The 13,691-nt window shown below is 69.3% G+C and carries 13 protein-coding genes and 2 pseudogenes; 6 read left to right on the top strand and 9 right to left on the bottom strand.

The features are described 5' to 3' along the window. Positions 1–73: 73 nt before the first annotated feature. Positions 74–295: pseudogene (locus ACIQD6_RS25765) on the bottom strand (transcriptional regulator); the annotation flags it as partial. A gap of 223 nt (positions 296–518) precedes the next feature. Between ACIQD6_RS25765 and ACIQD6_RS25760 the strand changes: the two are divergent. Next, positions 519–866 (top strand): SDR family NAD(P)-dependent oxidoreductase, encoded by a 348-nt coding sequence (locus ACIQD6_RS25760; RefSeq protein ID WP_401886266.1) that lies wholly within the window; start codon positions 519–521, stop codon positions 864–866. Here the strand turns inward: ACIQD6_RS25760 and ACIQD6_RS25755 are convergent. The 5 genes and pseudogenes from ACIQD6_RS25755 to ACIQD6_RS25735 form a co-directional block, all read right to left on the bottom strand. Beyond that, a pseudogene (locus ACIQD6_RS25755) lies at positions 865–1,265 on the bottom strand (glycosyltransferase); the annotation flags it as partial. The gene ACIQD6_RS25760 and the pseudogene ACIQD6_RS25755 overlap by 2 nt on opposite strands. Before the next feature lie 33 nt (positions 1,266–1,298). Beyond that, positions 1,299–2,027 carry an SDR family oxidoreductase gene (locus tag ACIQD6_RS25750; protein WP_401886263.1) on the bottom strand — a complete coding sequence of 243 codons (729 nt, stop codon included), beginning with the start codon at positions 2,025–2,027 and terminating at the stop codon, positions 1,299–1,301. A gap of 336 nt (positions 2,028–2,363) precedes the next feature. Next, positions 2,364–3,008 (bottom strand): DsbA family protein, encoded by a 645-nt coding sequence (locus ACIQD6_RS25745; RefSeq protein WP_401886262.1) that lies wholly within the window; start codon positions 3,006–3,008, stop codon positions 2,364–2,366. 44 nt (positions 3,009–3,052) lie between these two features. Then, entirely contained in the window at positions 3,053–3,892 is an 840-nt protein-coding gene (locus tag ACIQD6_RS25740) for an oxidoreductase (RefSeq protein WP_401886259.1), read from the bottom strand. Between the two features lie 75 nt (positions 3,893–3,967). Next, positions 3,968–4,681, bottom strand: a complete 714-nt coding sequence (locus tag ACIQD6_RS25735) for an SDR family NAD(P)-dependent oxidoreductase (protein WP_401886258.1) — start codon at positions 4,679–4,681, stop codon at positions 3,968–3,970. 259 nt (positions 4,682–4,940) lie between these two features. Between ACIQD6_RS25735 and ACIQD6_RS25730 the strand changes: the two genes are divergently transcribed. Both ACIQD6_RS25730 and ACIQD6_RS25725 read left to right on the top strand, forming a co-directional pair. Next, positions 4,941–5,243, top strand: coding sequence for a muconolactone Delta-isomerase family protein (locus ACIQD6_RS25730; protein WP_401886255.1), 303 nt, complete (start codon positions 4,941–4,943; stop codon positions 5,241–5,243). 203 nt (positions 5,244–5,446) lie between these two features. Beyond that, positions 5,447–6,301 carry a GNAT family N-acetyltransferase gene (locus tag ACIQD6_RS25725; protein WP_401886253.1) on the top strand — a complete coding sequence of 285 codons (855 nt, stop codon included), beginning with the start codon at positions 5,447–5,449 and terminating at the stop codon, positions 6,299–6,301. Between the two features lie 87 nt (positions 6,302–6,388). Here the strand turns inward: ACIQD6_RS25725 and ACIQD6_RS25720 are convergent, their stop codons facing one another. Then, complete coding sequence (locus tag ACIQD6_RS25720; RefSeq protein WP_401886251.1) at positions 6,389–7,312, bottom strand: LysR family transcriptional regulator; 924 nt, start codon at positions 7,310–7,312, stop codon at positions 6,389–6,391. Between ACIQD6_RS25720 and ACIQD6_RS25715 the strand changes: the two genes are divergently transcribed. Continuing rightward, positions 7,311–7,640 carry a VOC family protein gene (locus tag ACIQD6_RS25715; RefSeq protein ID WP_401886249.1) on the top strand — a complete coding sequence of 110 codons (330 nt, stop codon included), beginning with the start codon at positions 7,311–7,313 and terminating at the stop codon, positions 7,638–7,640. The genes ACIQD6_RS25720 and ACIQD6_RS25715 overlap by 2 nt on opposite strands. Positions 7,641–7,726: 86 nt before the next feature. Here the strand turns inward: ACIQD6_RS25715 and ACIQD6_RS25710 are convergent, their stop codons facing one another. After that, on the bottom strand, positions 7,727–8,098 hold the full coding sequence (locus tag ACIQD6_RS25710) for an SgcJ/EcaC family oxidoreductase (RefSeq protein WP_401886248.1): 372 nt from the start codon (positions 8,096–8,098) through the stop codon (positions 7,727–7,729). 499 nt (positions 8,099–8,597) lie between these two features. Here ACIQD6_RS25710 and wrbA point away from each other — a divergent pair, with 499 nt between their 5' ends. Further along, positions 8,598–9,206 carry an NAD(P)H:quinone oxidoreductase gene (gene wrbA, locus ACIQD6_RS25705; protein ID WP_401886245.1) on the top strand — a complete coding sequence of 203 codons (609 nt, stop codon included), beginning with the start codon at positions 8,598–8,600 and terminating at the stop codon, positions 9,204–9,206. 481 nt (positions 9,207–9,687) lie between these two features. Further along, positions 9,688–10,917 carry a formaldehyde dehydrogenase, glutathione-independent gene (gene fdhA, locus ACIQD6_RS25700; protein ID WP_401886243.1) on the top strand — a complete coding sequence of 410 codons (1,230 nt, stop codon included), beginning with the start codon at positions 9,688–9,690 and terminating at the stop codon, positions 10,915–10,917. A 192-nt stretch (positions 10,918–11,109) separates the two neighbouring features. Here fdhA and ACIQD6_RS25695 read toward each other — a convergent pair whose 3' ends face one another. Continuing rightward, positions 11,110–13,431 carry a beta-L-arabinofuranosidase domain-containing protein gene (locus ACIQD6_RS25695; protein ID WP_401886241.1) on the bottom strand — a complete coding sequence of 774 codons (2,322 nt, stop codon included), beginning with the start codon at positions 13,429–13,431 and terminating at the stop codon, positions 11,110–11,112. Positions 13,432–13,691 lie beyond the last annotated feature (260 nt).

Raw genomic sequence — 13,691 nt, 5'->3', positions numbered from 1 at the left:
CGTTCGTCACCGGAGGTGCTGCTGCGCGTCCTCCCGGGCGGGACGTGGCTGCCGGGGGCGTGCCGAGGAACGCGGCGCGCAGCAGGTTGGTCCCCGGCGTGTACATCGGTGCCAGGGCGCCGGCCAGGGGGTTCGCGGCGAGGACGTCCATGTGGCGGCTCTCGATGGACGCCGGGATGTCCGTCCAGGCGTTGATCATGCTGACCAGGCTGTCCGCGACGCGTTGCGGGGCGGGGCGGCGGGCGGGGGCTCCGTTCAGGGGGTGGAGGTAGCGGGTCGCGGCGCCGTCCAGCATGAGGGCGCGGGCGAGCGCGTCGAGTACCTCCGCGGAGGGGTGATGCCGCGGCCCTGTTCCAGCCGGACGTAGTACTCGGTGCTGATGTCCGTCAGGTGCGCCACTTCCTCGCGCCGCAGTCCCCGCACGCGGCGACGGCCCCCCGGGGGCCACCTCCGGCCTGGGCCTGGCCACCGCACGGGCTCTCTCCGCCGCCGGTGCAACGTCGTCCTGCTCGGCCGCCGTGGCGAACTCGCCCGCGACCTGGCCGCCACACCGGAAAACGCGTCGGTATCCCGCTCCGCTCGAAGACTTCGAACGGCTGGTGTCCACCAACCTGATCGGCCTGTTCAACGTCATGCGGCACGCGGTGTCCGCGATCCTGCGCAACGAACCCGACGAGAACGGCGAGCGCGGCGTCGTCGTCAACACGTCCTCCGCCGCCGCTTACGACAGACTCGCCGGACAGACCGCCTACACCGCGACCAAGGCCGGGATCATCGGCATGACCCTGCCCGCCGCCCGGGACCTGCTGGGCAAAGGCGTCCGCGTCAACACCATCGACGGCGGCTACCGCCTCGCTGCGCAGTAAGCGCGAAGCGTCCGGTTGTGCGGTTGGCGGGGCGGCCCAGTGAGCGGGAGCTCGTGGCAACGGGCGGGAAGTCGCCGGTCGGTGCGGTGGGTTGGAGGTACACGCCGAGGCTCGGTGTGCTTGTGGCCTCGGCGAGGTGCCGGCCGAGCGGGGCCGTGGTGGTCGAGAGCAGGAGCAGGTCCGTGCCGTCGGTCATCGCGTCGGCGAACCCCTGGCCCAGTTCGGTGATGAACTCGGCCGCGGTGCGTATCAGTTCCCGTCTGCCCGTGACGCCACCGCCTTCCGGAGGTCGGCGGGCAGACCGCGGAATTCCAGTCCGGCATCGCGTACGAGGGGTGCGAAGGCATCCGTGGTGGCGAGGGCGACGTCGTATCCGGCCCGGCGCAGTTCGGCACCCAGGTGGTCTCCGCGCCGGAGAAGGCGTAGAACGGGTCAGGAGAGCCAGTCGGTGTAGCGGGTGGGGGCGAGACGGGCGTCCTTGTCGGTGAGGACGTCGCCTTTGACGACGGCGAACATGCCGGCGGTGGGGTCGTTGGCGACGGTGCGGTTGTCACCCTTGTGGGACAGGGTGATCCGGCCCAGCTCGTCCAGGGTGAAGATCTCGGGGCCGGCGATGTTGAGAATGCCGTTCAGCGGGGTCCCCGCGGCGACTTCCGCCACCGCGCCCGCCACGTCCTTGGAGGCGATCGGCTGGATCGGCGTGGCGGGCAGCCGGACGGTGTTGCCGTCGGCGGTCCAGGACAGGACGGCGTCCATGAACTCCATGAACTGCGTCGCCCGGACGATCGAATAGGGGATCGGGCCGGCCGCGAGAATGGTCTCCTGGAGCGCCTTGGCACGGTAGTAGTCCAGCTCCGGCACCTGGTCCGTGCCGAGGATCGAGAGGATGACGAAGTGGCCGACGCCGCCGTTGTGAGCTGCGGCCAGAAGGTTGTCCATCGAGGTCTGGAAGAAGGCGGGGGAGGCTTCGTCGAAGGTCGGGGAGTTCGTCAGGTTGACGACGACGTCGGCTCCCGCCGCCGCCTCGTCCAGTCCCCGGCCGCTGATGACGTCGACTCCGGTGGACTGCGAATGCGGTACCGCTTCGTGCCCTGCGGCATTCAGATTCTTGACGACCTGTGACCCGATCAGCCCGGTACCGCCGATGACTGCGACCTTCATGGCATGCCTTTCGTCGGGAGTATGTCCGCAATATGACATATGACCCCTGCGCGGGCGCGGCAAGAAAAGGCGCCGTGCCCTCCACGGACAACTGTGCGGCCCTTCGGCACAGCAGCGAGATACAGCCCCACCACGTCGTAGACCTTGCCGACGAAGAACGGGTCCGTGGACAGCCTGAAGTCTCCGGGCGTTCGGGCTGCGGCCCGAACGCCCGCCAGACCCGCGGAACGGTCGACTGCGACAGTCCCGTCCTCTTCGCCGTCGACCGTGTCGGCCAGTGAGTGGCGTTCCCCGGCTTCGACTCCGGAATCCACGCGAAATTCAGGACTCGGGACGCTAGTCGAAGATCGGTCCGACCGTGCGGGTCCGCTTGATCTCGTAGAACCCGGGGGTGGAGGCGACGGCGAGGGTGCCGTCCCACAGGCGGGCGGCCTGCTCACCAGTGGGAGTGGGGTTGACGACAGGCCCGAAGAAAGCGATCTTGTCGTCGCCGGGGCCCGGGACGGCGATGATGGGGCTGCCGACCTCCTGGCCGACCAGGGTGATGCCTTCCTGGTGGGACTGGCGCAGAGCCGCGTCGTAGGTGTCCGTGTCGCCGGCCCGGGCGAGGTCCTCGGGCAGCCCGACCTCGCGCAGGGCGGCCTCGATGGTGGCGCGGGTCTTGGGCAGTGCCTGGGGGTGGTAGCGGCTGCCGAGCGCGGTGTAGAGCGGCTCCAGGACGCGGGACCCGAAGGACTCCTGCGCGGCGATCAGGACCCGGACGGGCGCCCAGGCCTGGCCCATCAGTTCGCGGTGGTGGGGCGGGAGCTCGTCCAGGCGTGCCTCGTTGAGGACGGCCAGGCTCATGACGTGCCAGGTGACCTGGACCGGGCGGGTCTTTTCAACCTCGAGCATCCAGCGGGAGGTCAGCCAGGTCCATGGGCAGAGGGGGTCGAACCAGAAGTCGACGGCGGTGGGGGTGGGGGTGAGGGAGTTGCTCATCGTCATTCTCCAGAAGAACGGCGGCCGCGGTGCGCGGCGGGTGGTCACTGGCCGGCGGGATAGCTGGTGGAGGTGGTCAGGCCGGCCCAGGCTGCGATGTCGTCGCTCAGGCGCTGCCGGCCCTGCTCGATCAGGTTCAGGGCATCGGCGCCCAGCACCAGATGAACCGGAGGCTTGTCCGTAGCCAACACCGTGAGCAGGGCTTTCGCAGCGCGGACGGGGTCTCCTGGCTGGTTGTTGTCCTTGGCCTGGCGAGCGGTTCGGATCGGGTCGAAGACGCTGTCGTAGTCGGGGATGGTCCGTGGCACCCGGGTCATCGAACGGCCGGCCCAGTCGGTACGGAAGGCACCCAGGGCGAGGGAGGTCACGTGGATACCGAGGTGCGCGACCTCCTGGGCCAGAGAGGCGGCGATACCCTCCACGGCGAACTTGCTGGCGCCGTAGAACGCGACGCCGGGCAGCGCGGTCAGTCCGGCCATGGAGGACACGGTGACGATATGTCCGCTGCGGCGGCGTCGCATATACGGCAGGACCGCCTTGATGGCAGCCACCGTGCCGTACACGTTGACGTCGAACTGGCGCCGCAGGTCGTCCATCGAGGACTCCTCGACGGTGCCTTCCACGCCGTAGCCGGCGTTGCTGATCAATACGTCGACCGGGCCGACGCGCGTCTCGACGTCTTCGACGACCCGCGAGATGGCCGTGTCGTCGGTGACATCCAGCAGGAGCCCGGTGGCGCGGCCCGGCGCCAGCGCCTCGAACTCGGGGATCTGCCCCAGGTCGCGGACGGTGCCGGCCACCAAGTGGCCTGCTGCCAGGGCTTGTTGAGCGAACGCGCGGCCCAGGCCACTGCTGACTCCGGTGATCAGGAACGTCTTACTCATCGGAACTCCCTCGGTGGCGGCAGCGGCGTACCGGCCGCCAGGTGACGTGGCAGCGCAGCGGCCGGGGCTGCTCGCTCAACGGCCGGCGCTCTGTCCGCCGTCGACGGCGAGGATCTCGCCGGTGACGAAGGAGGCGCCTTCCAGGTACATGACGGCCTGGACGACGTCGTCGACCTCACCCAGCTTGCCCAGCGGGTGCATCGCAGCCAGCACCTCGTGGTACGCCTCGGGGTGCATGGGCGTCCGGATGGTCCCGAGCGCGACCGCGTTGCTGCGGATGCCCTGGCGGGCGTACTCGATGGCCAACGCCTTGGTGGCGGACTGCAGGCCGCCCTTGGTCAGCGAGGCCAGCACGGACGTGACGTCCGAACTCGCGTGATCGACCAAGCTCGTGGTGACCTGGACGACGTGGCCGCCGCCCTGGACGAGCATCCGCTCCACGGCGAGCTGGGTGATGCGGAAGAAACCGTTCAGGTTGACGCCGGTCACCGTCTCGTAGTCGTCCTCGGTGTACTCGGTGAAGGGCTTGGCGACAAACACTCCGGCGTTGTTGACCAGGGTGTCGACGCGGCCGAACCTCTCGACGCCCGCCGCGATGACACGCTCGGCGGTGGCGGGGTCGGCGATGTCGCCCTGGACGGTGACCACGTCCGGGTCGCGGGAGGGCTCGATCCCGCGCGAGGTGGCGACGACGCCGTATCCCAGCTTGCGATAGCCGGCAACCAGGCCTGCCCCGATGCCCTGCGACGCGCCTGTGATGACGGCGACCTTCTGTTCGGCAGAAAACATGATGACCTTCCCAAAGGTGTGGAGGTGAAGCGTGCCGACCGATAGTCGACCGTTCGCCTAGTCGACGCTAGGCGAGGCATGTGCGCACGTCAAAGGGGTCACGGGCCTGGTGCGGGAGCCCTCACAGGTGCGACCTGCGATGGGAGGTTGCGCCTACCAGTCGAGAGGAAGGAGGTCGTAGCCACAGCTCCGGGACGGGCACACCGTGAAAGGGGAGAGCACCGAAGTTGGATGCCCCACGCGAAGACGGAGAAGGACGATGAAAGAGTTCCTGGTCGAGATCACCACAACAATCCCCGAGGGCACCGAGGAGGCCGAAGTCGACCGCCGCCGGGCCGCGGAGTCGGTACGGGCCGGTGAACTGGCCGCCACCGGGCACCTGTTCCGCCTGTGGCGCCCGGTCGGCGAACTGCGCAGCCTCGGGATCTGGCGGGCCGTCGACGAGACGGAACTGCACGAGAAGGTGCTGGGCACCTTGCCGCTGCGCCAATGGATGACGGTGAAGGTCACCCCGCTGCAGTCGCACCCCAACGACCCGGGCAGGGACGACCTCGCCGTGTGACCGAGCCCGCCCGGCGGCCGATCCCGTCCCTGACGGTTCGACAGCGGCGACGTCATGATCGGCGGGGCCACCTCGGCCGCGTGGGCGGCTCGTGAAGAAGTCCAGCGAGACGTCGGCGGCGAAGCTCTCTTGACGGCATCGCGTTCGCGCCTCTCCCAGCGGAAACCACAGGCGCACGCCGACAGCGCGCGGGATCATGAGGCATGAGTCCGGATGACTGGCACCTCGCCGAAGACCTCGACGGCTTTCTCGCTCGCGCCGGAGAATTCCTGCACTCGCGTCCCGCCCTGCACACCGTCCCGCTGACGGTGACCGAGGCACTGCGTACGCGCGGGGCGGACGCGTACGGCGCCGACGCCCCCATCTTCGGCCTGCTGGAGCAGGCGGGCGAGGTCCGCGCGACCTTCTTCCGTACCCCGCCCCGCCGCCTGACCCTCACCCCCCTCACTCCCGAAGAGGCGGACAGCCTCGCCGCCCGCCTGGCCGACCTCGGCCACCCTCTCCCCGGCGTCAACGCGGACCACGACACCGCCGCATCCTTCACCGAGGCGTGGCAGAGGCACACGGGTGCGATACCGACGCTGCACGAGCGGGAGCGCCTGTACCGCCTGGGCACACTCACGCCACCGGAGCCGTTTCCTGAGGGCCGGGGGCGAGTCGCGGGCGAGGAGGACCGCGAACAACTCATGCTCTGGCACCGCGAGTTCGTCGCCGACATCGGAGGAATCCCCTCTGCGGACAACAGCTCATGGGCGGACACGCGCATCGCCCACGAACGCGTCACGCTCTGGGAGACCCCGGACGGCACCCCCGTCTCCATGGCGGGCAGGACCCCTATGGTCTCGGGCCAGATCCGGGTGACTCCCGTCTATACCCCGGCTCACCTACGCGGCCGCGGTTACGCGGGCGCCGCGACAGTCGAGGTGAGCCGGGTCGCGCTAGCCGCGGGCGCGACGGAGGTCCTGCTGTTCGCGGACCTGGCCAACCCCACCAGTAACGGCCTCTATCAGCGGATTGGGTACCGCCCGATTGCTGACTTCGCGGTGTACGACCTCTAGTCGTGCCGCGCCGGAGATCCGGCGAAGAACACCGAAGGGCCCCGTGGCTGGCAGCAAGCCGAGGAGACGCCGACAACGCAGTCGGTCTCAGCGCTTGTGCGGGTCAGTGGCGGGCAGCCAGGCGTCGGGGTCGTGGATCCCGGGGTCGGTGACGTGTTCGGCCAGGGCTTCGATCGTGGCCAGGACGGCCGCACGGACCTCGCTGCGGCGCCAGACCAGGGACCAGGTCCAGTAGGCCTTCGGGCCGATGATCGGGCGCTGGACCAGGTCGGGCGGCAGCGGTGTGGACTGGCCCTTGGGCGAGTTGACGAGGGGATGACGTGCGCGGCGCACGTGGTCGAAGAACGCGGGCCCGGTGATGCCACCGTCGGTGATCTGTACGGTCCGGGCTCCGGCGTCGTCTGCGAGCTGCTGGGCGTAGACGTTCCAGGACTGCCAGGAGGTGGCGTCGTCGTCGAGAAGGACGGCGGTGTCCCGGGTCCGGACGGGTGCGGGGTCTCGCCCCGTGGAGACCGCGTAGAGCCGGTCGGCGCCCAACAGCCGGGCGTTCAGGCCGAGCCGTTCGAGGGTCGGCCCGTCGACCCAGCACACGGCCAGGTCCAGGCTGCCGTCGGCGACCCGGGCGGCCTGGGTGTGGGAAGGGGCGACCCAGGCGTCGATGTGGAGCCTCGCCACGGCGGAGGCTTTCGCGTTCAGATCCGCCGGGATCCAGTTGACGTAGCCGAGCCGGACCGGCTCGGAGCCGGAGATCCGTGCGGCCCTGTTGCGCAGGTCGTCGGCGCGTTCCAGCAGGTACCGGGTGTGCGGGAGCAGCGCGGCACCTGCGGGAGTGAGCGCCACCGAGCGGCGGTCGCGGTCGAACAACCGCACCCCGAGGTCGCGTTCAAGGGCCTTGATCTGCTGGGACAGGGACGGGCCGGCGATGAGCAGCCGTTCCGCGGCCCGGCCGAAGTTGAGCTCCTCGGCGACCGCAACGAAGTACCTCAACTGACGCAACTCCACCCCCACCATGCTACGGGCCTTGAGAGGCAACGCCTACCAGAGGGGCGGTAGCCGACCTCGGTGCCGTGTGCGGCGGCGGGTGCGTCTGGGCCCTCCAAGGGGGTGGGCTGCCTCATGGCCGCGTTCTCAAATCGCGCGCATCGCCGTGGCGGTACGGGACATGACGGCCAGTGTGGAGTGGTACCACCGGGCACTCGGGCTCGATCCGGGCTGGGGTGTTCGGGCCGGTCGGGGGCGTTCGGGCCGGACAGGGGGGACGGGCCGGGCCGGACGAGGCCGGGCACCCGCGTCAGCTGATGGCGCGTCTCGACAGCTCCCCCAGCCTCGCGGTGCATGAGCCATTGCAGCGCGGCGGCGATCTGTTCGCCCCTCCCGGACAGGCCCCCGGCGTTCCGGGCCCGGCAAGGACCGCCCGGACAAGTCCTAGCCGAGGCGGGACACTTGATAGTGGCTGATGGACCAGCCCCGCCCCGCCCGCTTGACCACGACGCCGAGGTACACGTTCAGCGTCGGCCGGTCAGTGAACGAGAAGTCGACGCCCAGGTGGCCGAGCACGAGATCGTCCGAGAGCCGTCTGCTCTCCAGGATGCGATACACGGCCGTCATTCCCGGCGGCTGGGACGCGTAGTACTCCGCGATTCCAGGGCGTCCCACGCAATAGGGGTGCAGGCCCTGGAAGATCGCGTCATCGGTGAAGCAGTCGGCGACCTGCTGCGGTTCGTGTGCATCGACCGCGGACTTCCAGCGGTCAAGGACCCTGGACAACACCGCCCTGTCGTCGGTCGTGCTGTTCATCGTGGCTCTCCTACGGAAGTCTCCGCACGCGCTCGCCGCGTGGGTGAAGGACAGTGAAGGGCGACCGGCCGTGGCGCCGCCCGGTGACCCCCGACGTCACGCCGTGACCCGCTCCCATGCCTGTTTCGGAGGTACTCGCCCATGCATCGAGAGTGCGCCCCATCCGCCCGGCCCGCCTGACCACGCAACTTCCTACTGGTAGGACCCGCCTCCCAGCAGGTCTGTCCCGAAGCCCGCCAACGACGCGGGCCGGCCCATCACATGCCTCCCGTAGGCCAGGGCACATCCGGGTCCGGAGCATCGCCCCCGGTCCCAGCACCCGGAAAAGAGAGCTGCTGCCGACTTTCTTCCCGGGCCCGGGAAGAGCCTGACACAAACGGCGGTGGACACCAGCCGCGTTGACACTTAGTCGACCGGTCGCCTAGTTTCATTTAGGCGACCGGTCGGCTAGTACTCCGGTCGCGTCCATCACTCATTGGCAAGGAAACGGAAACCCGCTGTGAGCACTCCCCTGAATGTCGCGATCGTCTACTACTCCTCGACCGGCACGGTCGCCGAGATCGCCAAAGAGCTGCGTGACGCGGCAGCCAAGGCCGGCGGCGAGGTCCGGCTGCTGAAGGCGGCGGAGCTGGCACCGCGGGCCGCCATCGACGCCAACCCCGCCTGGGCCGCCGCCCATGCCGCCGGCAGGGACATCCCGGAGGCCACCGCCGAGGACATCGAGTGGGCCGACGTGATCCTCTTCGGGACCCCCACCCGGTTCGGCAACATCTCAGCGCAGCTCAAGCAGTTCATCGACACACTCGGCGGCCTGTGGAGCGAGGGCAAGCTCGCCGACAAGGTCTACAGCGGCTTCACCTCGTCCGCCACCTTGCACGGCGGCCAGGAGACCACGCTTCTCGCGCTCTACAACACCATCCATCACTTCGGCGGGCTCGTCGTCAGCCCCGGTTTCACCGACCCGCTGAAGTTCGCGGACGGCAACCCGTACGGAACCTCGCACGTCGACGCCCATGGATCCCACCCCGTGGACGACACCACCCGTGCCGCCGCCCGCTACCAGGCGGAACGCGCACTGAAGATCGCCGCACGCCTCAAGACGGTCTGACCGGCGCCCGGCCGGCCCGACAGATTCAGCAGCCGGGCGGCGGCAGGCACACCCGGCGAACCCCCGGCCGACCGCCCGAGCTCGACCCTGTCGGCGACCTTGGGAATCTCGGCTTCAGTCGCCGATGCACCGCCAGAACCTCGGGCGGGGGGGGGCACCCCCGCCCCCCGCCCGAGGACGTTCACCGCCTCACGGCGGCCACTCTCCGTCACCCTTCTTGCACCTCTCACCGCACCCCCCACCGATACCCTTCCCTCCGAGCGACCAGTCGTTCCGGCCAATTGGTTGCAATCTTTACTACCGTTTGTCCGCTTACAGAGGTGGATTTAGGCTGATGTAAAGAGCACAGCGCCGCCGCGCGCACAGCCCGAACAACACGCCTTACGGCCGGACCGCCCGAGCGGTGGCGAACTCCTCCGGCGCCCCGAACGAGCGTCGGACGCAGAAGACGCGAACGGAGCCGAAGGGACGGCGAGTCGGCATGAGTGGTGGAAACAGGGCGGTCGCCTACATCAAGCCGGGTGAGGTGAATGTCGTCATCACCGACTACCCGACATTCCAACTCCAGGACGGGCCGGGAGTGGCCCCTGAGAATGTCGGCCGGAACTGTCGGCACGGGGTCATCCTCAAGGTGCTCGCCACCAATATCTGCGGCAGCGACCAGCACATGGTGCGCGGCCGCACCACGGCGCCCGAGGGCCTGGTCCTCGGACACGAGATCACCGGGGAGGTGGTAGAACGCGGCCCGGACGTCGAGTTCATCGAAGTCGGGGATGTCGTATCGGTGCCGTTCAACATCGCCTGCGGCCGGTGCCGCAACTGCAAGGAACGCAGGACCGGTATCTGCCTGAACGTCAATCCGGCCCGCCCCGGCGCGGCATACGGCTATGTCGACATGGGTGGCTGGGTCGGTGGCCAGGCGGAGTACGTGATGGTGCCGTACGCGGACTTCAACCTGCTCGCCTTCCCCGACCGGAACGCGGCCTTGGAGAAGCTCCTCGATCTGACCATGCTGTCGGACATCTTCCCGACCGGTTTCCACGGTGTGGTGACCTCGGGCGCTGGTGTCGGCTCGACGGTGTACATCGCGGGCGCGGGGCCCGTAGGACTGGCGGCCGCGGCCTCGGCGCAACTGCTCGGCGCGGCGGTCGTCATCGTCGGTGACCTCAACGCCGAACGGCTCGCCCAGGCCCGCAGCTTCGGCTGCGAGACCGTCGATCTCACCAAGGGATCCGTCGAGGAGCAGATAGCCGAGATCCTGGGCGAACCGGAGGTGGACGCCGCGGTCGACGCGGTCGGCTTCGAAGCGCACGCCCACGGCGCCGATGCCGGCGAGGCTCCCGCGACCGTCCTCAACTCCCTGATGGGCGTGGTGAGGGCGGGCGGCGCCCTCGGTATCCCGGGGCTGTACGTCACCGACGACCCGGGCGGTGTCGACGAGGACGCCAGGAGCGGAACGCTGAAGGTACGGCTGGGCCTGGGCTGGGCGAAGAGCCACCAGTTCAGCACGGGCCAGTGCCCGGTGATGAAGTACCACCGGGCACTGTCGATGGCGATCCTGCACGACCGGGTCCATATCGCCAAGGCGGTCAATGCCACGGTGATCTCGCTGGACGACGCACCGCACGGCTACGCGGAGTTCGACAAGGGCGCGAGCCGCAAGTACGTGCTCAATCCGCATGGCGCGCTCGACGGGGCGAAGGCCGCCTGAGCGGGCGCGGACCGGCCGGACAGGGCATAGGAGCGCACTGAATACCTGTGCCGGGCTCCCGATGTCCCGCACGCTCATCGGCCGCGTTGGCCGGATCCCCGGACAGGACACCACTGTCCGGGGATCCGGCCGTCTTGCAACTGGACGCACGGGGCGCCGCTCGCTGATCGGGCCAAGATCTTCAGCACACTCCTAATTGCGCTCCAGGCGCCAGAGGTTGTCGGCCGTGCCGTTGTCCGATTCCTGGATCGCGAACGCGCCGACGGCGGTGGAGTTGCCCGCGATGGCGAGCAGCTTGCCGCTGTGGGCGTTGCGGATCTTGTAGGTCCCGTTCTGCTGGTCGAGGAGGGTCCACCGGTGGTCGGCCGTGCCGTTGTCCGTCCACTGCAGGACAGCCGCGTTGTCCGCCGTCGACATGTCCTGGACGCCGAGGACCTTGCCGCTGTGGGCGTTGCGGAAGCGGACGTCACCGCCGTCGTCGTCGTCGATCACTTCCCAGTCGTGGTCGGCGGTACCGGAGTCGTTCCACTGCAGGGCCCGGCCGCCGTCTGCCGTGGCCATGTCCTGGACGCCCAGCACGAGGCCGCTGCCCGCGTTGACGAGGCGGACGGTCGCGACGGTGCTGGTGTTCCAGTAGACGGTGTAGTTGTGGCCGTGGGCGTCGTGGAAGGGGCCCAGGTTGACGGTGGAGCCGGCTGCGGTCGCGGTGAAGGCGAGCGCATTGGTGCTGGTCCGCTTGATCGAGGAGGTGTCCAGGGACGGCAGGGAACCCAGGGCGGTGTTGCCGTAGTTGCCGGACAGGACGACCGGGCCGTAGGTGATCGCGGCGACGTTCGGGTTGTCGTTGGCCGGCCGCATCACGATCCGCATGGGCAGGCGGACGGTGACCGTGTCACCGGCGGTCCAGGCGCGGGTGAGGGTGGCGTAGCTGCCGGGGGCGGCGGTGATGTTCTGTGCGACGCCGTTGACGCTGATGGTGGCTCCGGTGGTCCAGCCGGGTATGCGGATGCGCATCGCCCAGGTTCCGCCGACGTTGCCGGTGACGCGCAGAGTCGTGGTGTCGCTCGCCGGGAAGGTGGTGGTCTGGCTGACGATGATGCCGCGCTGGGTCCACGTGAGGACCGAGGGGAGGAACAGGTTCACGGTCAGTGTGGTGCCGGCGTGGAAGTAGACGGAGTCCATCAGCCTCGTGTGCATCTCCAGGCCGGTGCCCTGGCAGCACCAGAAGGTGGTGTAGTCGGTGCTCCAGGTGCCGCCGCCCCATGCGGGGCCCACACCGCGCCGGCCGCCGGGGTTGAGCGGGGTGAAGTAGGTGACGTGGCCGTGGGCGTCGGCCGGGTTCTGCTGGCCGATCATCTGGTTGAGCCAGGCCTGTTCGTAGTAGTCGAACAGCGCGGCCCGGTTCGGGTCGAGGGCGAACAGCTCCCGGGTGAGGGTGAGCATGTTGAAGGTGTTGCAGCTCTCGCAGGTGTCCTGGCGCAGGTGGGCGGCGATGGCGTTGGGGGCGCGGAAGTGCTCGGCCTGGCTGTTGCCGCCGATGGCGTAGGTGTGTGTGCCGACGCAGATGTTCCAGGCGTTGGTGGCGATGTCCCGGTAGCGGGTGGTACCGGTGGCCTTGAACTCCCGGGCGGCTCCGATCCACTTCGGCACCTGGGTGTTGGCGTGGAGGCTGTTGAGCTGATCCCGGCCCGCGGCCAGGGGATCGAAGACCGCGGCGTGGTCGAAGCGGCGGGCGACGGCGAGCCACCGCGCGTCGTTCGTCTGCTGGTAGAGGTCGGTCAGCACCGCGTTCATGCCGCCGAATTCGGTCTGCAGCATGGCCTGCATCTGCTGGGCGCTGAGCCGGCCGGTACGCGTGTCGACCCAGCCCGCCAGGGCCAGCAGTACGTCGCGGGCCTGCGTGCTGCCGATGTGGCGCCATACGTCCAGCAGACCGGCGAGAGTCTTGTGGAGGGTGTAGTACGGCACGTTGCCGTTGCTCAGGGTGCGCTGTTCCAGGGCGGTGAATTCGGACTCGGGGTAGCCGGAGAGGTATCCGGTGCCGAACCCGGCGGCGGCGTTGTTGGCCTGGCACTTGGCCAGCTCGGCGACCATGTAGGTGGCCCTGTCCCGGCAGACGGCGTCCCCGGTGACTGCGTACAACTGCGCCCAGGCGGTGAGGAAGTGCCCCTGGACGTGGGTACGGAAGGGGAAATCCGGAGCCTCCCAGCCGCCGGTGGCCGCCGCGCCGCCGGTGGACAAGCGGTGGTTGGCGCGGAAGTTGTACAGCAGCCGGTCGACGTCGACGAACCGCAGATAGCTGCTGGTGCGGTTCTGGTTGTCCAGCCATCGGCTCGCGGTCAGCCGGACCTCGCCGAGTTCGAAGGGCTCGGCCAGGGCCCCGGTGTCGGCGCGGACGGGCGGTACGACGGCCGCCAGGGCGGGAGAGCTGTCGAGTAAGGACCCGGTGGCGGTGGCTGTAGCCGTGGCTCCGGCGATCTGCAGGAGGCGGCGTCTGCTGACGGAGGACGACATCGTGCACCCTTTCGTAGGGGCGTAGGGCTTCACGGGCGCCGGCCCGGGCGCCGGGGCCGGCGCCCGTGAACGTGGCGGCGCCGAGCGAATCCTGCGGCGCCGCTACCCGGGACAGTCGCATGCGTTTCATGCGTCATGACGCATGAAGAACAGGGGGACGCAGCTCGCCGGTCGACATATCGAACGGTGTTCGCAGCGTCGCCGGAACCATAGAGGCCGCCCAATGTGACGTCAATGCCGTTCTCGGTGCGACAACCTTC

The sequence above is a fragment of the Streptomyces sp. NPDC088400 genome (assembly GCF_044753355.1).
Classification (GTDB): Bacteria; Actinomycetota; Actinomycetes; order Streptomycetales; family Streptomycetaceae; genus Streptomyces.
The sequence above is the reverse complement of the archived record's forward strand: the minus strand, read 5'-3'. Positions and strand labels throughout refer to the sequence as shown.

What these genes read in the sequence shown, in the direction of transcription:
- ACIQD6_RS25750 (WP_401886263.1), bottom strand. Translation starts at nt 2,027, where the DNA reads ATGAAGGTCGCAGTCATCGGCGGTACCGGGCTGATCGGGTCACAGGTC.
- ACIQD6_RS25745 (WP_401886262.1), bottom strand. Translation starts at nt 3,008, where the DNA reads ATGAGCAACTCCCTCACCCCCACCCCCACCGCCGTCGACTTCTGGTTC.
- ACIQD6_RS25740 (WP_401886259.1), bottom strand. Translation starts at nt 3,892, where the DNA reads ATGAGTAAGACGTTCCTGATCACCGGAGTCAGCAGTGGCCTGGGCCGC.
- ACIQD6_RS25735 (WP_401886258.1), bottom strand. Translation starts at nt 4,681, where the DNA reads ATGTTTTCTGCCGAACAGAAGGTCGCCGTCATCACAGGCGCGTCGCAG.
- ACIQD6_RS25730 (WP_401886255.1), top strand. Translation starts at nt 4,941, where the DNA reads ATGAAAGAGTTCCTGGTCGAGATCACCACAACAATCCCCGAGGGCACC.
- ACIQD6_RS25725 (WP_401886253.1), top strand. Translation starts at nt 5,447, where the DNA reads ATGAGTCCGGATGACTGGCACCTCGCCGAAGACCTCGACGGCTTTCTC.
- ACIQD6_RS25715 (WP_401886249.1), top strand. Translation starts at nt 7,311, where the DNA reads ATGCTACGGGCCTTGAGAGGCAACGCCTACCAGAGGGGCGGTAGCCGA.
- ACIQD6_RS25720 (WP_401886251.1), bottom strand. Translation starts at nt 7,312, where the DNA reads ATGGTGGGGGTGGAGTTGCGTCAGTTGAGGTACTTCGTTGCGGTCGCC.
- ACIQD6_RS25710 (WP_401886248.1), bottom strand. Translation starts at nt 8,098, where the DNA reads ATGAACAGCACGACCGACGACAGGGCGGTGTTGTCCAGGGTCCTTGAC.
- fdhA (WP_401886243.1), top strand. Translation starts at nt 9,688, where the DNA reads ATGAGTGGTGGAAACAGGGCGGTCGCCTACATCAAGCCGGGTGAGGTG.
- ACIQD6_RS25695 (WP_401886241.1), bottom strand. Translation starts at nt 13,431, where the DNA reads ATGTCGTCCTCCGTCAGCAGACGCCGCCTCCTGCAGATCGCCGGAGCC.